This is a genomic window from Thioalkalivibrio sp. ALJ2 (genome assembly GCF_000378325.1).
In the GTDB taxonomy this organism is placed as follows: Bacteria; Pseudomonadota; Gammaproteobacteria; order Ectothiorhodospirales; family Ectothiorhodospiraceae; genus Thioalkalivibrio.
Genome location: NZ_KB899559.1, coordinates 90,757 through 109,958 on the forward strand (window position 1 = coordinate 90,757; position 19,202 = coordinate 109,958).

At 64.9% G+C, this 19,202-nt stretch carries 21 protein-coding genes; 14 read left to right on the top strand and 7 right to left on the bottom strand.

Annotated elements, in window-relative coordinates; genetic code table 11:
• Positions 1-3: 3 nt before the first annotated feature.
• The 3 genes from F468_RS0111835 to mtgA all read right to left on the bottom strand — a co-directional run bounded on the left by F468_RS0111835 (position 4) and on the right by mtgA (position 3,922).
• Positions 4-690: a zinc metallopeptidase gene (locus tag F468_RS0111835; RefSeq protein ID WP_018139178.1), complete on the bottom strand. Its 687-nt coding sequence runs from the start codon at positions 688-690 to the stop codon at positions 4-6.
• Positions 691-762: 72 nt separating this feature from the next.
• Positions 763-3,066 (bottom strand): mechanosensitive ion channel domain-containing protein, encoded by a 2,304-nt coding sequence (locus F468_RS0111840; protein WP_018995245.1) that lies wholly within the window; start codon positions 3,064-3,066, stop codon positions 763-765.
• A 133-nt stretch (positions 3,067-3,199) separates the two neighbouring features.
• Entirely contained in the window at positions 3,200-3,922 is a 723-nt protein-coding gene (gene mtgA, locus F468_RS0111845; RefSeq protein WP_018174453.1) for a monofunctional biosynthetic peptidoglycan transglycosylase, read from the bottom strand.
• A gap of 256 nt (positions 3,923-4,178) precedes the next feature.
• On the opposite strand from mtgA, the gene F468_RS0111850 reads away from it, so the two are divergent.
• The 3 genes from F468_RS0111850 to F468_RS0111860 are packed head-to-tail and all read left to right on the top strand — an operon-like array spanning position 4,179 to position 5,537.
• Entirely contained in the window at positions 4,179-4,508 is a 330-nt protein-coding gene (locus F468_RS0111850; RefSeq protein WP_018139175.1) for a hypothetical protein, read from the top strand.
• Positions 4,501-4,896 (top strand): thiol-disulfide oxidoreductase DCC family protein, encoded by a 396-nt coding sequence (locus F468_RS0111855; protein ID WP_018174454.1) that lies wholly within the window; start codon positions 4,501-4,503, stop codon positions 4,894-4,896. Before F468_RS0111850 ends, F468_RS0111855 begins: the two co-directional genes overlap by 8 nt.
• A 23-nt stretch (positions 4,897-4,919) precedes the next feature.
• Complete coding sequence (locus F468_RS0111860) at positions 4,920-5,537, top strand: histidine phosphatase family protein (protein ID WP_018174455.1); 618 nt, start codon at positions 4,920-4,922, stop codon at positions 5,535-5,537.
• A 25-nt stretch (positions 5,538-5,562) separates the two neighbouring features.
• Here the strand turns inward: F468_RS0111860 and F468_RS0111865 are convergent, their stop codons facing one another.
• Positions 5,563-6,846, bottom strand: coding sequence for a phosphatidylserine/phosphatidylglycerophosphate/cardiolipin synthase family protein (locus F468_RS0111865; RefSeq protein WP_018174456.1), 1,284 nt, complete (start codon positions 6,844-6,846; stop codon positions 5,563-5,565).
• A gap of 109 nt (positions 6,847-6,955) precedes the next feature.
• On the opposite strand from F468_RS0111865, the gene F468_RS0111870 reads away from it, so the two are divergent.
• Positions 6,956-7,396: a nucleoside deaminase gene (locus F468_RS0111870; protein ID WP_018139171.1), complete on the top strand. Its 441-nt coding sequence runs from the start codon at positions 6,956-6,958 to the stop codon at positions 7,394-7,396.
• A 177-nt stretch (positions 7,397-7,573) separates the two neighbouring features.
• Positions 7,574-8,083 (top strand): hypothetical protein, encoded by a 510-nt coding sequence (locus tag F468_RS0111875; protein ID WP_026296537.1) that lies wholly within the window; start codon positions 7,574-7,576, stop codon positions 8,081-8,083.
• A gap of 36 nt (positions 8,084-8,119) precedes the next feature.
• Here the strand turns inward: F468_RS0111875 and F468_RS0111880 are convergent, their stop codons facing one another.
• Positions 8,120-8,839, bottom strand: a complete 720-nt coding sequence (locus F468_RS0111880) for a hypothetical protein (protein WP_018174458.1) — start codon at positions 8,837-8,839, stop codon at positions 8,120-8,122.
• 62 nt (positions 8,840-8,901) lie between these two features.
• Here F468_RS0111880 and F468_RS0111885 point away from each other — a divergent pair, with 62 nt between their 5' ends.
• Entirely contained in the window at positions 8,902-9,540 is a 639-nt protein-coding gene (locus F468_RS0111885) for a TetR/AcrR family transcriptional regulator (RefSeq protein WP_018174459.1), read from the top strand.
• A 21-nt stretch (positions 9,541-9,561) separates the two neighbouring features.
• Positions 9,562-10,113 (top strand): carboxymuconolactone decarboxylase family protein, encoded by a 552-nt coding sequence (locus tag F468_RS0111890; protein ID WP_018174460.1) that lies wholly within the window; start codon positions 9,562-9,564, stop codon positions 10,111-10,113.
• Positions 10,114-10,133: 20 nt separating this feature from the next.
• On the opposite strand, the gene F468_RS0111895 is transcribed toward F468_RS0111890, so the two are convergent.
• Positions 10,134-11,069, bottom strand: coding sequence for an AraC family transcriptional regulator (locus F468_RS0111895; protein WP_018174461.1), 936 nt, complete (start codon positions 11,067-11,069; stop codon positions 10,134-10,136).
• 176 nt (positions 11,070-11,245) lie between these two features.
• Between F468_RS0111895 and F468_RS0111900 the strand changes: the two genes are divergently transcribed.
• From F468_RS0111900 to F468_RS0111915, 4 genes are all read left to right on the top strand, one after another.
• On the top strand, positions 11,246-11,860 hold the full coding sequence (locus F468_RS0111900) for a DoxX family protein (RefSeq protein WP_018174462.1): 615 nt from the start codon (positions 11,246-11,248) through the stop codon (positions 11,858-11,860).
• Between the two features lie 106 nt (positions 11,861-11,966).
• Positions 11,967-12,263 (top strand): hypothetical protein, encoded by a 297-nt coding sequence (locus F468_RS0111905; protein WP_018139164.1) that lies wholly within the window; start codon positions 11,967-11,969, stop codon positions 12,261-12,263.
• The gene (locus tag F468_RS0111910) at positions 12,253-13,137 is read left to right on the top strand and encodes a DUF692 domain-containing protein (RefSeq protein ID WP_018174463.1); all 885 of its coding nucleotides are present in this window, start codon (positions 12,253-12,255) and stop codon (positions 13,135-13,137) included. The genes F468_RS0111905 and F468_RS0111910 overlap by 11 nt, the downstream gene beginning before the upstream one ends.
• Positions 13,130-13,891 (top strand): DUF2063 domain-containing protein, encoded by a 762-nt coding sequence (locus F468_RS0111915; protein ID WP_018174464.1) that lies wholly within the window; start codon positions 13,130-13,132, stop codon positions 13,889-13,891. The genes F468_RS0111910 and F468_RS0111915 overlap by 8 nt, the downstream gene beginning before the upstream one ends.
• Positions 13,892-14,196: 305 nt before the next feature.
• Here the strand turns inward: F468_RS0111915 and F468_RS0111920 are convergent, their stop codons facing one another.
• A complete protein-coding gene (locus F468_RS0111920) occupies positions 14,197-15,222 on the bottom strand; it encodes a serine/threonine protein kinase (protein WP_018174465.1) in 1,026 nt (341 codons plus the stop codon).
• Positions 15,223-15,310: 88 nt separating this feature from the next.
• Here F468_RS0111920 and F468_RS0111925 point away from each other — a divergent pair, with 88 nt between their 5' ends.
• The 3 genes from F468_RS0111925 (at position 15,311) to thrS (ending at position 19,198) form a co-directional block, all read left to right on the top strand.
• A complete protein-coding gene (locus F468_RS0111925) occupies positions 15,311-15,991 on the top strand; it encodes a TVP38/TMEM64 family protein (RefSeq protein WP_018174466.1) in 681 nt (226 codons plus the stop codon).
• Between the two features lie 148 nt (positions 15,992-16,139).
• A complete protein-coding gene (locus F468_RS0111930; RefSeq protein ID WP_038038701.1) occupies positions 16,140-17,132 on the top strand; it encodes an MBL fold metallo-hydrolase in 993 nt (330 codons plus the stop codon).
• Positions 17,133-17,281: 149 nt separating this feature from the next.
• On the top strand, positions 17,282-19,198 hold the full coding sequence (gene thrS / locus F468_RS0111935; RefSeq protein WP_018995247.1) for a threonine--tRNA ligase: 1,917 nt from the start codon (positions 17,282-17,284) through the stop codon (positions 19,196-19,198).
• Positions 19,199-19,202 lie beyond the last annotated feature (4 nt).

The following is a 19,202-nucleotide window of genomic DNA, read 5'->3' on the forward strand; positions in this document are numbered from 1 at the left end:
GCGCTACCGCCGCAGGAAGCGGAACCAGGACGCGATGTTCAACAGGCTCATCAGGGACTGGGCGACGTAGGTGTAGGCCGCGGCCTTCAGGATGCGCTGGGCATGGGGATAGTCCGGCGGGTGCAGGTAATTGCCCCGGCGCAGCATCGGCAGGGCGCGGCGAAAGCTCGCGTCGAACTCGGTGGGCAGGGTGACGAAGTGCACCAGCGCGGCGATCCCCATCGACAGAATCCCGGCCAGGAAGAACAGGATGCCCGGTGCCGGATGCCGGGCGATCAGCGTGATGATGGGGATCGCGACCATTAGCCAGGCCCCGATCTGCTGTCCGTAGCGAGACAGGCAGACCAGGTTGCTGCGCATGCGCAGGGGCGGGTAGTCCTGAGCGTGCTGCACCGCGTGCCCGACCTCGTGCGCAGCCACCGTGATCGCGGTGAGCGAGCGACCGTCGTGGTTGTCCTCCGACAGCCGCACCGCGCGATCGAAGGGATCGTAGTGGTCGCCATCGCGGGTGGATTCGACGCGCACGTGATGCAGGCCATGGCGATCCAGAAGGTCACGCGCAAGCTCGGCGCCGGTCCCGTCGTAGCGGTCCTCCGGCTGGCTGTACTTCCTCATCGTCTGGCGTACCCACCAGCTCGGTGCCCAGGCCAGAAGCAGCACGAGCGGTGCGAGCAGAATCAGCAGTCGCATGCCTTCATCATGGCGCGACTTCCCCTTCGGGGGAAGTCGTCCGCGTGAATCCGTACACCGGCCCTGTCTCGCTCAGTCCTCGGCCTCGTCGTAATCGCCCTTGTGCTTCGGATTGGGGCGGGCCCGCTGGTCTTTCGAGTAGTCGCGACCGTCGTCGGTGTCTTCACCCTGCTCCTGGCTGAGACGCAGGTGCGCGGGCGGAGCGCTGCCGTCCTTTTCCTGACCGAAGTAGATGGTCTGATGCGGGAACGGGATCTCGATACCGGCGGCGTCGAAGTGCTTCTTCACCAGGCGGTTGAACGCGCGGCCCAGGCCAAACTGCGTACCGGGCAGCGCCTTGATGCGGATGCGCACGTTGACCGAGCTGTCGGCCAGCGCAGTCACGCCGTGTACCTCCATCTCGTCGAGGATGTTCGGACCCTGGTCCGGATCTTCCTTGAGTTCCTCGAAGGCCTCGCGCAGGCGCACGATCACTTCGTCGATGTCCTCGCGATAGGCCACGCCGTACTCGCCCACGTGATAGCCATACTCGCGCATGTAGTTGGAGACGGCATCCACCGACGAGAACGGGATCAGGTGATAGGTGCCGGACAGGTCACGCAGGCCCATGGAACGGATCGTGAGCTTCTCGACCACGCCGGTCATGCCGGCCACCGTGACCACGTCCCCGGTGTTGATGGCTTTCTCCAGCTGGATGAACACCCCGGTGATGATGTCCTGCACCAGCTTTTGTGCGCCGAAGCCAACCGCCAGGCCGAGCACGCCGGCGCCGGCCAGCAGCGGGCCGATATTCACGCCAATCTCGGCCAGCACGATCATGGCGGTCATCACGGCCAGCACGACGGCGACCGCATTGCGGAACAGGGTCAGCAGGGTCTTCTCGCGCGCCCCGGGCTCGCCCTCGCCGGTATTCGGGCTCAGGCGGTGTTCGATCCAGCTGGCGAACACGAGCCAGATGGCCAGGGCACCGATCAGGATCAGGGCGACCGAGATCGCAGTGCCGAGCACGTACATGCCCGTATCGGAGGCAATCCAGGCGCCGAGATTGAACGCGCCCCAGGCATCTGCGATCACTGCCAGCACGATGAGCAGGATCACCAGGCGCATCGTCTTCAGCGCCTTGGGGATGTACGAGTTCAGGCGTGCCTCGAGCATCGGGAACTTCATGCGAGTCTCGTCCGGAACCCGGATCTCGCGGCCGATGATCTGGCTGAGCACGTTGGCGACAAAGACCCCGATGAATGCGGCCAGTACCGTCTGTCCGGTGGCCTTGGCCATGAAGGGCAGGGCATCTTCCGGGCGGGTGATGCTGACGATTGCCAGGGTCAGGAAGTAGATCAGCGCGATCCAGTGCCAGGCGTTCGCCAGGAAGGTCAGCGTCATGCGCGTGAAGGCGAATCCGGCACGATTGGCGACCAGGATCAGGCGGTCATGCACGCGCTGGCGGTTCTGCAGGATGATGACCGCCGCGTAGAGGAAAGCGGTCAGCATGACCAGCAGCCCCAGCGAGCGCCCGGCCTCGCTGGAGAGATGATTGTTGGCCAGCGGCACCAGCAGCAGCAGGCCGTAGCCGATGTACGTGACCAGGCGTGCCAGCCAGGCATTCCAGTAGGCGGCCTCGTCGCCGGCCATGGGCAGCAGCCGCAGGCCCCGGTAGCGCGTGGCGAAGATCAGGCGCAGGGCCGCCTTGGTGACCTCGATCAGCAGGAAGGCGTTGAGGAACAGCGAGTGCCGCGTCAGCATCTCTCCGGACTCCCCGAGCACAAAGAGCGCGAGGCCATAACCCCCGACCCAGGCCAGGATCACGATCAGGAAATCGATCAGCGCGGCCAGGAGTACGGCGGGGAGTGCGCGCAGCAGGTGATACTGCTCCGGCGAGTTGATCACCCAGCGATCCAGCGCCGCGAACATCGGGCTGCCAAGGCGCCGCAGGATCAGGAACGCGGCGATCGTCAGGACAATCAGGATCGCCAGGTCCAGCACCCCCGCGCCGAATACCACCGGGTCGATCGAGCTCAGCTTGTCGCCAATATCCACGGCGATCTCGTTCAGGGCCCGAATCTCCTGCACTGTGCCTTCGGCCAGCGATTGGGTGAACTGGGCGATCTGGCGCGGGATCGACGTCAGTTCGTCGGTGTCGACCGCCGCCTCATCGCCTGCCGTACTCTCGTCGTCCCCGGTACGTTCGGCCCGCAGTGTCTCGAGCAGGCGTTCGCGTGCCTCTTCGTTCTCCAGTGCCTCGATCAGCGCGTCATGCAGATCACCTCCATCGCCACCCTCCTGGGCCTGAACGGTCCCCAGGGGCATGAGCAGCAACAGCGAGAAGAGGGTGAGGAGGAGGAAGAAGGGGAGACGCAAAAAGCGGCTGGGGGACACGGGCGGACCTCGGGTTTGGACGGGGTTCGCGGGTCGCCAGGAGGACGCCAGTGCGAGCATCCGTGCGACAGCGGAGGAATGTAGTCTAGGGAAACACCAGGGCATTTTCACGCCCGTGGAGCGAGCGCAGGGGCTATTCCAGCAGCATGGGGTCCAGCCAGGCGATGCCCAGCTGGTTCATCTGGCGCTCGATCCAGGCGATCCGCTGGCTGAGGCGCGGGCCGGGGTTGACAGGGTTGTAGCTGCCCGGGCTGGGGAGGATCGCGGCCAGGCGTGCGGACTGGTGGCGGTCCAGTTCGCGCGCGGATAAGCCAAAGTAGTGCTGGGCGGCGTGCTCGATCCCGTAGATGCCCGGACCCCACTCGGCCAGGTTCAGGTAGACCTCGAAGATGCGGCGCTTGGGCCAGATGGTTTCCATACCGGCCGTGAATCCGGCCTCCAGCGTTTTGCGGACCCAGGAGCGCTTGTGCCACAGGAACAGGTTTTTGGCCGTTTGCTGGCTGATGGTGCTGGCCCCGCGCAGGCGTTGGCCGTGCAGCATGTGGTCGTCTACCGCCTGGCGCATGGAGCCCCAGTCAAAGCCGCGATGTACCGGAAAGTGCTGGTCTTCCGCTGCGATCACGGCCAGCATCAGGTGACGCGGAAGGTCGTCCAGGCGCTGCCATTCGGGCCGTAGGCGGGATGCGGTCTGCCAGTCCGTGGCGACGACCATGGCCATGCCATAGGGCGGGTTGACCTTGGCGAACAGCACGATCAGGCCGAGCGCGAATGTGACCGCGAGTGTGAGCGTCCCGGCCAGCAGCCAGGTCAGTGCGCGTAGCAGACGGGTAATCGGTCCGCGTCGTCGACGGGCCATCAGTGCCACCCTGCGTGTAAGTGCAGTCCCATATTCATCGAGGTCAAGAATACCGCGACTCGCGGTTCGATCGAGTATCCCGTCAGTGTGGTCTGATACGGTAAAGCCCAGTAACGATGCAGACCCCATCTTGACCGACGGGGAAACTCGTTCCTGGTTGAACTGTTTCCGTCATGCGTGGCCCAACCACGTAAGCCTAAGCCGCCGTTCGGCCTGGCGATACCATCCGATCCACACGAACAAGAAGGAGAGACCCATGGACGTGATGCCCTATCGGTATACCACCCCCAGTGGAGAGGCCGTTTCCTTCGAGTTTCGTTTGCATCCCGAGACCGGGTCCGCCGTGCGTGTCCAGCAGTTGCTGGACCGGCTGGTCGAGACCCTGGATCACGAGATTGCACTGCTGGGCGACACCTGCAATGGAGATGTGCTGCAGGCGCTGGCAATGGCGCTCGCCGTGCGCACCGACATGATCCCGGCGCATCCGGAGATGACCCGCGATCTGGCGCGCGACGTGGTAGAACGTGCGTTGGGCTCGCTGCCGGAGGCCGAATATCAATACCTGGGCCCGGTCGGCCATGCCTGACCATTCGTTATCCGGGCGGCGCCCCATCGTCTTTTTCGATGGCGGCTGCCCACTTTGTCGGCGCGAGATCGGCCACTACCGGCGGCTGGACAAGGCCGGTCGCGTGGACTGGCAGGATATCCACGCCGACGCGGCACCCTTGAAGGCGTGGCGCATCGACTGGGATGCGGCGATGCGGCGTATGCATGTGGTCGACGCCCAGGGGCAGATCCACAGTGGGGCCTGGGCGTTTGTCGTCGTCTGGCGGCATTTGCCGTACTACCGCTTGCTGGGGCGGGTGCTGTCGCGCGTGCCGCACGTGGTGCGCCTGATGGATCGGGTCTATAACGGGTTTGCGCGTCGACGCTGGCGGTCGCGCTGTGGTGACGGGCTCTGCCGCCCCGATTAGTCCGGCGGCGGTGATGGCTCTGCATGGCGGAGTCGCGCGGTGGTGTAGCGGAGGAAATCGGAACTGTGAAACGGCTGCTGCTTGGGCTGGCCCTGGTAGTGGGGTGTCTGTTTGGCACACCGGTTTGGGCGGACGAACTGGCTGCGGAGCACGTCATTGTTGCTCAGTTGCAGGAGCCCCACCGGATCCTGTTAATGCGGCATGCCGCGGCGCCAGGTATCGGGGACCCTCCGGGTTTCGATCTCGAGGACTGCACAACCCAGCGCAACCTCTCCGAGTTGGGCCGTGACCAGGCGCGCGAGCTTGGTGAACGTCTGCGCGCCGCCGGACTGGCCGAGATCCGCGTATTTGCCGGCCCGTGGTGCCGCAATGCGGATACGGCGCGCCTGCTGGGCTACGGCGAGCCGGAGATCCTCGATGCGCTGGGCTCGATCTTCCGCACCAATGAACCCGACCGGGAGCGCCGCATGCGTGCCTGGCACCAGCATCTTGCGGAGGCATTTGCGCGCGATGCGGGGCCGGCGGTGTATGTCACGCATCGTGCGAACATCATGGAACTGTCCGGTCGCAGCATCGGCGCGGGCGACATGCTGGTAGTGGAGATCGATGCCGAGGGTGGCGCCCGGCCCGTCGCCAACTGAAAAGGCCGGCTCCGGCTCGGGGCCGCTACATGTACGGCCCGATGATGCGCGCGATCCAGCCGTAGATGCGGTATTTCCAGGGCCGGTTTTCCCAGGCCTCGATCGTCATCCGCTCGGCCTCGGCCTTGTCTTCCTCGATCAGTTCCCGGATCGAGCGGGCGAAGTCTTCGTCATAGATGTTCAGATTGGTTTCGTCGTTCAGGCGGAATGAGCGGTTGTGCAGATTGGCCGAGCCGATGCTGGTCCAGCGGTCGTCCACGCTCATCAGCTTGGAGTGATACATCCGCGGGTGGTATTCGTGCAGCTCGACCCCGGCCTCCAGCATGGGCCTCCAGCGATTCACGGAGGCATGTCGTACGAAACCGTGGTTGATGCTGTCGCCCGGCATGAGCACGCGGATTCGAACGCCGCGGTCGGCCGCGTCGGTCAGCGCATCGAGAAAGTCCGGGTCGGGATAGAAGTACGCCGTCGCAATGGTCACCTGGTCCTCGGCTGCTGCCAGGGCATGCAGGAACATCTTGCGAATGCGATGACGGCCCTCGCGCGGGGCGCTGTTGACGACCTGCGCATCCAGAGCACCTTCGTCCTCGAGTTCCGGGTAATACGCATCGCCCAGCTTCAGTTCGCCTTTGGCATCCAGCCAGGTCTCCATGAATGCCGCCTGCAAGTTGCCCACAACGGGCCCGGTGACACGGAAGTGGTTGTCGCGGTAGGGCTCGTGGTCCTCGGCGGGCACCCAGGTGTCCGCGATGTTCGCGCCGCCGATGAATCCGGTTCTGCCGTCCACCACCAGAATTTTTCGATGCGTACGGTGGTTGAAACGTGACATCTGATACCAGGAGGGCTCGCGCCAGCGCACGACTTCCGCGCCGGCTTCGGTCATGCGGTCGAACTTTTCCTGATCCGCGAGCACGGAGCCCACGTAGTCGATCACCACATGAACCTTGACCCCGCGCTCCGCCGCGCGTGCGAAGGCCTCGGCGAAGCGGGCGGCCTGCTCGCCCCAGAACTCGTATACCTCGAAGGTAACCGTCTGTTCAGCGCCTTCGATGGCCTCGATCTTGGCGTCGTAGATGGCCTCGCCGTCGCGCAGCAGCTCCAGCGCGTTGCCGGAGACAATCGGCTGCTGCAGCGTGAGCCCCATTCCGCGGCGAAATGCACTGTCCGAGGTGCCGTAGTCGATGGCCACCGGGGCCTTCACTCGGTCGGGTTTCGGGAGGAGGTTGAACAGGGCAACGTTTGCCAGCACGAAGGCGAGCGCGACGCCCAGGAGGATACCGACAGGGATGCCGATGATGCGGCGGCGCATGGAAAGTCTCTCGTATCGAGCCCGTCAAGGGGAGGGTGGTTGGCGCCGAATTCGCACCTCAGTCCATGAGTCTACACAATCAGTTCTCGAACAAACCCGGACGAATGTCATGAATCCTTTTCTGGAAGCAGCCCTGGACGAGGCACGAACCGGCTGGGATGAAGGGGGTATCCCGATTGGTTCGGTCATCGAGCACGGCGGGCGCATCGTCGGCCGCGGACACAATCGGCGGGTGCAAAACGGCAGCGCCATCCTGCATGCCGAGATGGATGCCCTGGAGAACGCCGGACGCCAGGCGGCGAGCATCTACCGCGAGTGCACGCTCTACACGACGCTCTCGCCCTGTGCGATGTGCAGCGGGGCGATCGTGCTGTACGGCATCCCGCGTGTGGTGGTCGGGGAAAACGCCACCTTCATGGGAGAGGAGGACTGGCTGCGTTCGCACGGCGTGCAGGTCGATGTGTTGCAGGACGCCGCCTGCCAGGAGCTGATGGCCGCGTTTATCGAACGACACCCGGACCTCTGGCACGAGGATATCGGTTGCGAATAGGGCCGGTTTGACCGGAACACCCTTGCTGGCGGACGGATCGTGCTTGCCGCACCGGACAAGACAGCGACATGGGGCGGGCGCCCGGGGAGCGCCTCATGGCGCCCTTCACGGAAAACACCAGTGTTCTGGCATGGTCGCTGCTTGGGTGCCGGGTGCAACGAAAACCGGGAGCACCTCATGATCGACGGCATCGGAATGAATCAGGCGGCGCTGGCGCGGCCGGTCCATTCGGCGCAAAGCCCGAACAACGCCGGGCAGGCTGGCCACCGACCGGCGCAGGCCGGGCAGGCCGGGCAGGCCGGGCAGGCTGGGCAGGCGGCACACGCACAGCCGGCACAGCAGGCTCAGGCCGCCACGCAAGCGCAGGCGAACGGTCAGGTCAACGGACAGGGCGCGGCCGTCTCGACTTCCCCACATGTGGCCCAGCCGGCGTCCACCACACAGGCCCCGTCGGCACACGAGGCGGCATTCGCGCCCCAGGGCCTTAATGCGACGCCGCCGACGCAGGCCACCGCGATGCCGCTGGCCGGCGGCCAGGTCAACGGGGCCCCGCAGGCCGACGATGCCCCCCAGATGGACGCCGATCCGGACGACGAAGCGGACATGGGCCAGACCTTCATGCCCGACGGCTCGGTGCAGTCCAACTCCAACGAGCACCTCGGATCGCACTTTGACCTGCAGGCGTGAAGCCTGGGCGCAGATCTGCGGTCTTGTGGGTCGGCTTCAATGACCGGAAGCGACATTTACTGACCGATGCCCTGCGCCCTCAGGCCGGGAAAACCGGAAGGTCACGTGCTCGCGATGGATCAGGAATTGACCAGTCGCGTGCATCCACAGTTGTTCGCGCACCGTGGCATCCATCCACTCGAATAGCTCCTGTAGTGCCAGGGCGGTCGCGCCGCGGTCCGGATAACGCAGGCCAAGCCCCTCCCAGTAGTGCCGGGCATCTTCCGCTCGTTTCCAGCCTTCGCGGACGAACCCGGCGGTCAGCAGGGCGCGCAGGGCCCCGTCACCCAGCTTGTCGCGAAGCTCGTTCAGGAGGAGGCCGGGGTCCCCGACGCTCTCGGGGGAGACGTTGAGCGAGGCCGGCAGGAGCTCGACCCAGTCATCGTGCTGGCCAAGCCCCGGGATCAGATCTTCGTCGACCATCTGCTGATAGTCCGGGACGGGGTCAGAGTGGGTTCGCAGGGAGAGCTGGATCAGGGCCGCGGCCTCGTCGACGTAACCGGACAGACTGAAACCGCACAGGAGATGGTCGACGATGTCATGGACAAACACCGAGGTCGGAATGCGATCCCCGCAATAGGGAGTTGCGGCAATCACGTCGGCGCCCAGCCCGGCGACGTCCAGCTTCCAGCCGCGGGCGCCGAAGCCGTCCTGCCAGCTGTCCTCGTAGCGAACCGGAATCGTGACCGCCTGCGCGTTGATAACCGGGATGGACATGGTGGCCTCGCTAGATATCCGATGCTTTCCAATTTACCGACCGGTCAACTATTCTTCAATGTATGGCCGATGCATTCACCCCAACCCGGACACGCGACGCCCTGATCGCCGCCGCACGGTCGCTGATCCTTGGCCGCAGCTACGGCGCCGTCGGCGTGGCCGAGATCTGTGCGCACGCTGGCGTGAAGAAGGGCAGCCTTTATCACTTTTTTCCCGGCAAGGACGCCCTGGTGCTGGAGATGCTCGAGACGCTTTATCGCGAGCTCGAACGCGAGGTACTGCGGCCGTCGCTGGAATGCGACCTGCCTCTGCGCGACCGCCTCGGGCGGTTTGTCGATCGCCTGTATCAGTTCGAGATCCGCGCCCAGGGGGAGGTCGGGGAGCTCCCCGGCTGCCCGTTCGGGAACCTGGCGCTGGAGCTGGCGAACTGGAATTCGGCGGTTCGAGAGGCCGTGGCCGCGCACCTGGAGGCCCTGCGCGGCCATTTCCAGCGAGCGATCGAGACCGCCGTGCAAAGCGGCGAACTCCCGCAGGCATCGGATAGTGCCCGTCTGTCGGAACAGTGGCTGGCGCAGGTCGAAGGCGTGCTGCTGCTGGCCAAGGCGCGGCAGGACGCGGACACGGTCCTGCATCTGTTGCCGGCACTGGAAACCCTGCTGCCGGCCAGGCCCGCCGACGACGAAGAGCGAGGGAACCATTGATCCGTGGTTCCCTGGAGGTATATGACGATGGAATTTCCACTGAGAACACCCGACAGCGCGCCGGAGGCCTTCGAGCGATCCGGGAAGGTGCTGGGACTGGTGCCGAATTTGATTCGCGTGATGGCCAGCAGCCCGGCGGCGGCCTCGGCCTACCTGGACCTGACCGAGCGGTTGAGCCAGAGCAGCCTGTCCCCCGAGGAACAGAGCGTTGCGCTACTCACGATCAGTCGGTACCACGAATGTCATTACTGCATGGCCGCGCACTCCATGACGGGACGGATGGCGGGCCTGCCCGATGCGGTCGTCGACGCGCTGCGCGAGGATCAACCCGTGCCCGATCAGCGGCTCGAGGCCCTGCGCCAATTCGTGGTAGCAGTACTCAAGCATCGCGGTGCGGTCCCCAATGACGAACTCGAGGCGTTTCGCCGGGCGGGATTCGAGGAGGCGGCGATCCTGGATGTGATCCTCGCAGTCGCGCTGAAGACCCTCTCGAACTACACCAACCACCTGGCCGCCACGCCACTGGATGACGTGATGCAGGACGAGCACTGGGAGGCGCCTGCGGGTCGCTGAAAGCCCGGTACCGCGGTGTTTCAGTGCGCGCGAGTCAGGCGCGAGAACAGTCGCCGGATACGCCCGGGGCCGTACCCGTGGACGCGCTTGAAGGCCTTGCGAAAGGCCGGCTCCGAGCCATAGCCGACCTGTTCCATCACGCTGGCCACCGATGCCCTCGGATCGCGCAGCAGGCGTTCGGCCAGGACCATGCGCCACTGGGTCAGGTAGTCGATGGGGGCCTGTCCGACCAGCTCGCTGAAACGCGCGGCGAAACTGGTTCGCGACATCGCGGCCTCCTGCGCCAAGCCCTCGACCGTCCAGTTCTCCTCGGGGCGTGCGTGCAGCGCATCGAGGGCACGGCGGATACGGTCGTCCGCGAGGGCCGCGATCAGACACTGTTCTGGATGCTCCTGGTAATGGCAGACGTAGTGGCGCACCGTCATTACGAACAGGGTATCCGCCAGACGATCGAGTACCGGCCGATAGCCGGCGGACTGCTCTGACAGTTCCAGGCGCATCAGATCGGCCAGCCGCGCCAGCCGCTCGCCGCTCTCGGCGTGGCGCACGATCACGCGGTCGGGCAGGGCCGCCAGGATCGGATTCCGGCGCCCGGAATCGAATTCGAAGTGACCGCATAACAGCTGTGTCGAGCCGGGTTCGGGCTCGGACGGGTCCAGCAGATTCAGGTGATTGTCCCGGTCCTCGAATGAAGGCTCGCTCGCCAGCAGGTGCCAGTCGTCGTGGGGCAGGAGCAGCATGTCGCCCGCATCCAGCCACAGTGGCTCGCAGTCCTCCATGTGCAGGTAACAGCCCCCTTCGCTGATCAGGTGAAAGCTCGCATGCCCGGAACCGGTGGTGCTGAGCTGCCACTGGCCGCACAGACGGGGGTTGGTGTCGATCCGTGCGCGCAGGTTGTAGGCCGAGAGGACGGACGACAGCGTGTCCTCGCGCGGCATGATCCGGCTCATGTCCATGAGGGGTTCGCTCCTGTCGAGGAAACACTGATCAATGTACGGCATCGCAGGCGTCTTGGCTCCGCCCCGGACGATCGGACATAAATGCCGGCGCGACGGTTCTCACGATTGTCCGAAGGGCTGGCTAGGCTTCAAGTCAGTTCAACGGAAGAATCGAGGACGAGGCGATGAACGCTATGGCGTTGCGGGCGGGTATCCGATTCCAGCGGTGGCTGGACATGACGCGCGGAGCGGATTTTCTGGCGCCGCTGCTGATTCGCCTGTATCTCGCGCCGGTGTTCTGGATGGCCGGCACCAACAAGCTCGACGGCTTCCTGCCGAAGGAAAGCGTGGTGATGTGGTTTGGCAACCCGGACTGGGGGCTGGGGATGCCGTTTCCGTACCTGATGGTGCTGCTGGCCGCCTATGCCGAGGTCCTGGGTGCGATCGCCCTGCTGCTGGGTATTGCCGCGCGCTGGTTCTCCATTCCCCTGATGGTCACGATGATCGTCGCGGCGGTCACGGCCCATCTGGAGAACGGATGGCAGCGCATCTCCGACCCGATGATGTGCCTGTTCAACTGCTCGGGAGTGGAAGCGGCCCAGGAACGGCTGAGCCGCGCGCGTTCCATCCTGCGGGAGCACGGCAACTGGGACTGGCTGACCGAGTACGGGAGCTTCGCGATCGTGAACAGCGGAATCGAGATGGCCGCGACGTACTTCATCATGCTGCTGGTGATCTTCTTCTGGGGCGCCGGCCGCTACCTGAGCATCGATTTCTACATCCGCAGGAGGATGATGGACAGGGGATAGCCAGGAGGATGGAGGACAGGGGATCGCCAATGGAGCTGTGCAAAACAGCAACCATTGGCAAGGCGGGCATTTTGCCCCTAACGTTAAGCGACGAAGGAGTTGCATCATGAAACAAGAACTGTTCTCGAAAAAGACCCTGGCCGGCGTGGTGGGTACCGCCGCGATCGGCCTGGCCATGGGTTCCAGCCCGGCCTTCGCCGCGGTGGATCTGAACCACGGGTATCAGCAGGGATCTTCAGCCCCTCACATGCTGGCCCAGGGTTCCTGTGGTGAAGGCACCTGCGGTGGCGCCGATAGCGAGCCCAAGGACTCCGAAGGTTCCTGTGGCGAGGGTAGCTGTGGCGCCAACGGGGAAGAGAAGGACTCGGAAGGCTCCTGTGGCGAGGGGACCTGTGGCGGCTGAAGCCATCCAGCCCGTACGCCCGGCCCGCGTACGCGGGGCCGGGCTCGGCCTGCGGCGGGCACTACTGGAGCCGCTGGCCGAGGCACCCGAGTCGCTGGAGCGGCTCGGGTTTTTCGAGGCTGCGCCGGAGAACTGGATGCACCTTGGCGGGCGCCTGGGCCGTACTTTCCGCGAATATACCGAGGCCCACCCGTTCGTCTGTCACGGGCTTTCCCTGGACATCGGCGGGCCACGACCCCTGGACATGGACTTTCTGGCCGATCTGCGCCGGTTCCTCGATACGCATGACATCGAGGACTACACCGAACACCTCTCGGCCTGCGGGGACGAAAAGGGCCACCTCTACGACCTGATGCCGATCCCGTTTACCGAAGAAGCCGTGCGGCATGTGGCCCGTCGCGTGCTCCAGGTGCAGGAGACGATCGGCCGGCGCATGGCACTGGAGAATGTTTCCTACTACACCCCGGTCGGGGCCCGGATGAGCGAGCTGGAGTTCCTCCGGGCGGTGCTGGACGAAGCCGACTGCGAGCTGTTGCTGGATGTGAACAACATCTACGTGAACAGCATCAACCACGGCTATGACCCGGTCGAGTTCCTCGATGGTCTGCCGCTGGAGCGCGTGCGCTACATCCACATCGCCGGCCACGAGGAAGAAGCGCCGGATCTGCGCGTGGACACGCATGGCCAGCCGGTCTGCGGGGACGTATGGGATCTGCTGGAGGCGACCTACGAACGGATCGGCCCGGTGCCGACCTTGCTGGAGCGGGACTTCAACTTCCCGGCGCTGGAGGTCTTGCTGGAGGAAACGGACCGCATCCGCGCACTTCAGGTCACCGCGGCCGGGAAGCGCGCATCCCTGCAGGCCCATGGCTGAACCCGATTTTCAGGAGTTGCAGCAGGTCCTCGCCCGGCACCTGCGCGACCCGGAGCGCCACCCGCCCCCGGAGGGTATCGAGGACCGCCGGCTGGCGATCTACCGGCGCCTGTTTATCAATAACATTCGTAATCTGCTCGGGCGCGGGTTCCCGGTCATCCGGCGGATCCTAGGGGAGGAGGCGTGGGCAGCGCTGGTGCGCGATTTCTATCGTGACCATGGCTGTCATACGCCGTATTTCCCGCGGCTGGCGGAGGAATTCGTCCAGTACCTGGCCGAGGAGCGGAGGCTGCTGCCGGGCGACTGGCCGTTTCTGGCCGAGCTGGCGCACTACGAACGGGTCGAGACGGAGCTCGTCTACAGCGATGCGCAGCCCTCGGCCGACGTGGATCCGCAGGGCGATCTGCTGACGGGGGTCCCGGAGTTTTCGTCCGCCGCGCGACTGCTGGCTTACGAGTTCCCGGTGCATCGGATTGGGCCGGACCACTGCCCCCAGCAGCCGGGTGATGTGCCCACCTACCTGTTGGCCTATCGTGGCGAGGGCGAGCGCGTACGCTTTGCCGAGCTGAACCCGCTGGGAGCACGGCTGTTGTGGCGGGTCTGCGAGGAGCCGGCAGCGGGTGACCAGCAGCTTCGCCGGGTAGCGGAGGATTTTGGCCTCGAGCCCGGTCCCGAGTTATTGGAGAGCGGGCGGCAACTGCTGGAACACTATCGGGGCCTGGGGGCGATCGCAGGTGCGCGACCGCTTGATTAGTGTTTGCCGAGAGAAACATTGATTAATGTACACGCTTGCTGCTTCGTCCCTTTTGCGTGCGAACAAGGCGCAGTGACTGCCGTGCAGTCATTCTGCACAAGGGAGCCGCAGCGCCGTGTGCGCGCCCGTTTTGGATAACGGCGGGCGGCCGAGCCCCTGCATTGAATGGCTTGTGGGTTGGCGCCCCAGTTTCCCTGATCCTGCGTTGCACCGCTTGCGGGTAAAACCATTGCCCGTTACACGACGCGCGTTGTCTCGGATAACAGTGGGCACCAACGCGGACGTGCGATCAAATCAGCGTCTCCTTAAAGATCCCAGTAGTCCCTGGCCGCGACCCCCGGGCTGTCCAGTTCCAGTGCGGGCTCGTCCAGGGCGGCGGCTTGTTCGCGAAGGGTCAGGATGTGTTCCTCCCAGTAGCGCGGGGTGTAGAACACCGGGAATCCGTCGACGAACGCGGGATCATCCGCCCGGCGGGCCAGCCAGGCGGCGTGGCGCATGATGCGCAGCGTGCGCAGGGTGCTGATCAGGCCCAGCTCGCGGCGGTCGAAGCGCATGAACGTCTCGTAACCCTCCAGCAGGTCGCGCAGCTGTGATGCCATCTCCGGTGGCTCCCCGGAGAGGAACATCCAAAGATCCTGCATCGCGGGCCCATTGCAGGCGTCGTCGAGGTCGACGAAGTGGGGACCGTCGTCGGTCCACAGGATGTTGCCCGGGTGGGTGTCGCCATGCAGCCGGAGCTGCGGGACGGGGCCCACCGCCTCGGTGTTTCGCTGCATGCGGCTGATCAGGTCCGCGCTGAGGTCGCGATAGACTGACTGCAACTCGGGGGGCAGGTAGCCGGAGGCGAGCACGTCCTGCCGCGCCTGTTCGCCCAGTGCCACCGGCTCCAGCGTGATGCGTTCGTGGAATGAGGCGCTGAGGCCCACTTCGTGGATTCGCGCAATGAACCGCCCGATGCGCTGCAGCGTGTCCGACTGCTCCAGGTCCGGCGTACGCCCGCCGCAGCGCGGATAAACCGCGAAGCGAAAGCCCTGATGATGGTGCAGGGTTGCCCCGTCGTCTGCGACCAGCGGCGCGACGACGGGGACCTCCCGCGCGGCCAGCTCCTGGCTGAATGCATGCTCCTCGAGGATCGCGCGGTCGGTCCAGCGGCCGGGCCGGTAGAACTTGGCAATGACCGGCGTCGCATCCTCGATGCCAATCTGATACACCCGGTTCTCGTAGCTGTTCAGGGCAAGCAGGCGGCCATCGCAGCGCAGGCCGGTGGTTTCCACCGCGTCGAGAATCACGGTGGGTTTGAGGGCATCGTATGGGTGGGGCTGTGTATTCATGCGGCCAATGTACGCACGCGGGCAGCGTCCGGGTCCAGCGTTTTGACGAATGCGTATCGGGAGAGGGCAGGTGAATCGAGCGTACTGGGTGGTGGCGATCCTTGCGGTGGCCGCATTGATCGCGTTCTTCGCGCTCGACTTGGGCCGTTTCCTGGAGTTCGAGCGCCTGCAGGCAGCCCAGGGGGATCTGGAGGACCAGCGTGCGGCCCGGCCGCTGTTGGCGGCGGTGGTGTTCTTCTTCGTTTATGTGGTGGTCGCGGCGCTGTCGTTGCCCGGTATCGTGATCATGACGCTGGCGGGCGGGGCCATCTTCGGGGTGTTCTGGGGTAGTGTGCTGTCGTCCTTTGCCTCCACACTGGGCGCGACGCTGACGTTTCTGGTGGCGCGCACCATCGCTCGCGAGCCCCTGCAGCGCCGATTCGCAGACCGGCTGGAACCCATCAACCGTGGCTTCGAGCGCGAGGGGGCGTACTACCTGTTCGCGCTGCGCCTGACGCCGGCCTTCCCCTTCTTTGTGATCAATGCAGGCATGGGCCTGATGCGCATCAGGACGTGGACGTACTACTGGGTGTCGCAGCTGGGCATGCTCCCGGCGACGATCGTCTTTGCCAATGCCGGTACGCAGATCAGTCGTCTGGACGGGCCCGAGGGGATCTTTTCGCCCGGTCTGATTGCCTCTCTGGTCGCGGTGGGCCTGTTTCCGCTGGTGGCGCGGTGGGTCGTGCGTGCCCTGCATGGTTCGACAGGGGACTCGCAGCCGCGGCGCTGATGTGAACCCTGTCTAAATATGCGCGAAAGCGGATATAATCGCCGAAAACCAATAACGGCCCGAACGGGCGTTCGAAGGCCGGGGTACACGCGACGCGTTCGCAGGCTCTCCAACCGGGGGGCGAAACCCGCTTATTGAGGATGTTTGGATGGATAGGCAATTGAAAGGGCGCTGGACCGTATGGCCAGTGCTGGCCGTTGTGCTGATGGGCCTGGCCCTGATTGCGCAGGCCGGAGAAGAGAAAGAAGAGCCGCGCGACCGACCCATCGAGAAGGTACTGGAGCCGATTCAGCTGACGGACCGCGTCTGGTACTTCTACGGTTCGCTGGAGAACCGCACGCCGGAAAATCTCGGCTTCACCAATAACACGGGCTTCGTCGTCACTGACGACGGCGTCGTGCTGATCGATTCGGGGCCGAGCTACAAGGTCGCCGAACGCATGGCCAGGGCGATCGCCGAGGTCACGGATCAGCCGATCACGCATGTGATCTCGGTGGGTTCGCAGGATCACCGCTGGCTGGGCAATGGCTACTTCCACGAGCAGGGTGCGGAGCTGGTCGCCCTGCAGCGCACTGCATCCACGCAGGCCGAACGCGGCGAGGGGCAGATCGAGTCCCTGGCGAATACCGTGGGAGAAGAGGCCATGGAAGGGACCGAGCCAGTCCCGGCCCCGAATCCGATTGACGTGGACGAACACACCCTGACGGTCGGCGGGGTGGACTTCGAACTGATCTATGCCGGGGACGCCCACTTCCCGGGCGATATCATGGTCCACCTGCCAGGCGAGGATGTCGTGTTCACCGGCGACATCGTCTACACCGAACGCATGTTGGGCATCCATCCCTGGAGTAACCCGGTGGAGAAGCTGGAGGCCTTCCGGCACCTGGAGTCCATCGATCCCGAGATCGTCGTACCGGGTCATGGCCGCGCGACGGACATGGCCGAGGCGCGCCAGGACACGGGTGACTACCTGGAACTGCTGGTGCGCGAGGTCGAAGCGGGTATCGAGGACTGGGAGTCCCTGGACGAGGTGGTGGAACGCCTGTCCGATCTCGAAGAGTTCAAGCACCTGCGCCACTACGACGACTGGCATCGACCCAACGTGAACCGGACCTATCTGTTCATCGAAGAGAACATGTAAGGGGCGATCCGGGAATCCCGGCTGCAGGCCGGGAAACCTGCCGCGGCGCGGGGCGTGTGATACGCTTCGCGCCGTTGTCGTTTCCGGCAAGTCCAATTTTTGACACGCGACGTTCGACCCCGCGTATGGGTCGGCGAAGGAGCCTTGCAATGCCCGCAGTAACCCTCCCCGACGGCAGCCGCCGCGAGTTCGATCATCCAGTCACCGTGCTGGATGTGGCCAAGGACATCGGTCCGAGCCTCGCCAAGGCGACCCTGGCCGGCAAGGTGAACGGCCAGCTGGTCGATGCCCGCCACGAGATCGACGCCGACGCCGAACTCGCGATCGTGACCGACCGCGACCCGGAGGGGGTGGAGATCATCCGGCATTCGACCGCGCACCTGATGGCGCAGGCGGTCAAGCAGCTCTTTCCCGAGGCCCAGGTCACCATCGGCCCGACCATCGAGAACGGCTTCTACTACGACTTCGCCTATGACCGCGGCTTCACGCCGGAGGATCTGGAGAAGATCGAGAAGCGCATGAAGGAGCTGGCCAAGCAGGACCTGCCGGTGGAGCGCTCGCTGATGGATCGCGACGAGGCGGTGAAGTACTTCCGCGACATGGGAGAAGAGTACAAGGCCGAAATCATCGCCTCCATCCCGCAGGGCGAGAACATTTCGCTGTACAAGCAGGGCGACTTTGTCGATCTCTGTCGCGGCCCGCATATCCCGTCAACCGGCAAGCTGAAGGCCTTCAAGCTGACCAAGGTGGCCGGTGCCTACTGGCGCGGCGACTCCGACAACGAGATGCTGCAGCGTATCTACGGGACCGCCTGGGCGAACAAGGACCAGCTGAAGGAATACCTGGAACGCCTGAAGGAGGCCGAGCGCCGCGATCACCGCAAGATCGGTCAGGAGCTGGACCTGTTCTCGATCCAGGACGAGGCCGGCGGCGGCCTGGTGTTCTGGCACCCGAAGGGCGCGCGCATCCGCCGCGAGATCGAGAAGTACTGGTACGACATGCACGAGAAGGCGGGTTACGACTTCGTCGTGTCGCCGCACATCGCGAACCTGGAGCTGTGGAAGACCTCCGGCCATGCGGACTTCTACGCCGAGTCCATGTACGAGCCGATGGAGGACGAGCACCAGGCCTTCCAGCTCAAGCCGATGAACTGCCCGTTCCACGTGCTGATGTACAAGGACCGGCTGCATTCCTACCGCGATCTGCCGCTGCGCTGGGCGGAGATGGGCACGGTCTACCGTCGCGAGATGTCCGGCGCGCTGCACGGGCTGATGCGTGTGCGCGGCTTCACCCAGGACGACGCCCATATCTTCTGCCGCGAGGACCAGATCGAGGCCGAGGTGATGGCGGTGATCGACCTGACGCTGGAGGTCCTGCAGACCTTCGGGTTCGAGAAGTTCGATGTGAACCTCTCGACCAAGCCGGAAGATGCGGTCGGCTCCGACGCGATCTGGGAGCACGCGACCGCGTCGTTGCGCTCGGCGATCGAGAAGAAGGGGCTGGAATACTCGGTGGACGAGGGCGGTGGCGCCTTCTACGGGCCGAAAATCGACATCAAGATCCACGACGCGATCGGCCGCGAATGGCAGTGCTCCACGGTGCAGCTGGACTTCAACCTGCCCGAGCGCTTCGACATGGAATACGTGGCCGAAGACAACGAGCGCCGGCGCCCGATCATGATCCACCGCGCGCTGCTTGGCTCGGTGGAACGTTTCTTCGGCGTGCTGATCGAGCACTACGCCGGGCACTTCCCGACCTGGCTGGCCCCGGTGCAGGCCGAGGTGCTGACCATCACCGAACGCCAGGACGACTATGCCCGCGAGGTCACCAAGACGCTACGGGACAAGGGATTCCGGGTCGAGTCCGACTTGAGAAACGAGAAGATCGGCTTTAAGATTCGCGAGCACACGCTCAAGCGCGTGCCGTACCTGCTGGTCCTTGGAGACAAGGAAATGGAAAACGGGCAGGTCGCGGTGCGTACACGAAGCGGAGAAGACCTGGGCGTAATGAGCGTCGAGGCCTTCGGCGAGCGCCTCCGGGAGGAGGTCGCCAGTCGCCAACACTGAACCT

Coding starts and splice junctions, on each gene's coding strand:
- F468_RS0111885 (WP_018174459.1), top strand. CDS start 8,902: ATGGCCGATGCATTCACCCCAACCCGGACACGCGACGCCCTGATCGCC.
- thrS (WP_018995247.1), top strand. CDS start 17,282: ATGCCCGCAGTAACCCTCCCCGACGGCAGCCGCCGCGAGTTCGATCAT.
- F468_RS0111895 (WP_018174461.1), bottom strand. CDS start 11,069: ATGGACATGAGCCGGATCATGCCGCGCGAGGACACGCTGTCGTCCGTC.
- F468_RS0111855 (WP_018174454.1), top strand. CDS start 4,501: ATGCCTGACCATTCGTTATCCGGGCGGCGCCCCATCGTCTTTTTCGAT.
- F468_RS0111890 (WP_018174460.1), top strand. CDS start 9,562: ATGACGATGGAATTTCCACTGAGAACACCCGACAGCGCGCCGGAGGCC.
- F468_RS0111900 (WP_018174462.1), top strand. CDS start 11,246: ATGGCGTTGCGGGCGGGTATCCGATTCCAGCGGTGGCTGGACATGACG.
- F468_RS0111850 (WP_018139175.1), top strand. CDS start 4,179: ATGGACGTGATGCCCTATCGGTATACCACCCCCAGTGGAGAGGCCGTT.
- F468_RS0111905 (WP_018139164.1), top strand. CDS start 11,967: ATGAAACAAGAACTGTTCTCGAAAAAGACCCTGGCCGGCGTGGTGGGT.
- F468_RS0111835 (WP_018139178.1), bottom strand. CDS start 690: ATGCGACTGCTGATTCTGCTCGCACCGCTCGTGCTGCTTCTGGCCTGG.
- F468_RS0111865 (WP_018174456.1), bottom strand. CDS start 6,846: ATGCGCCGCCGCATCATCGGCATCCCTGTCGGTATCCTCCTGGGCGTC.
- F468_RS0111860 (WP_018174455.1), top strand. CDS start 4,920: ATGGCGGAGTCGCGCGGTGGTGTAGCGGAGGAAATCGGAACTGTGAAA.
- F468_RS0111870 (WP_018139171.1), top strand. CDS start 6,956: ATGAATCCTTTTCTGGAAGCAGCCCTGGACGAGGCACGAACCGGCTGG.
- F468_RS0111915 (WP_018174464.1), top strand. CDS start 13,130: ATGGCTGAACCCGATTTTCAGGAGTTGCAGCAGGTCCTCGCCCGGCAC.
- F468_RS0111930 (WP_038038701.1), top strand. CDS start 16,140: ATGGATAGGCAATTGAAAGGGCGCTGGACCGTATGGCCAGTGCTGGCC.
- F468_RS0111875 (WP_026296537.1), top strand. CDS start 7,574: ATGATCGACGGCATCGGAATGAATCAGGCGGCGCTGGCGCGGCCGGTC.
- F468_RS0111920 (WP_018174465.1), bottom strand. CDS start 15,222: ATGAATACACAGCCCCACCCATACGATGCCCTCAAACCCACCGTGATT.
- mtgA (WP_018174453.1), bottom strand. CDS start 3,922: ATGGCCCGTCGACGACGCGGACCGATTACCCGTCTGCTACGCGCACTG.
- F468_RS0111880 (WP_018174458.1), bottom strand. CDS start 8,839: ATGTCCATCCCGGTTATCAACGCGCAGGCGGTCACGATTCCGGTTCGC.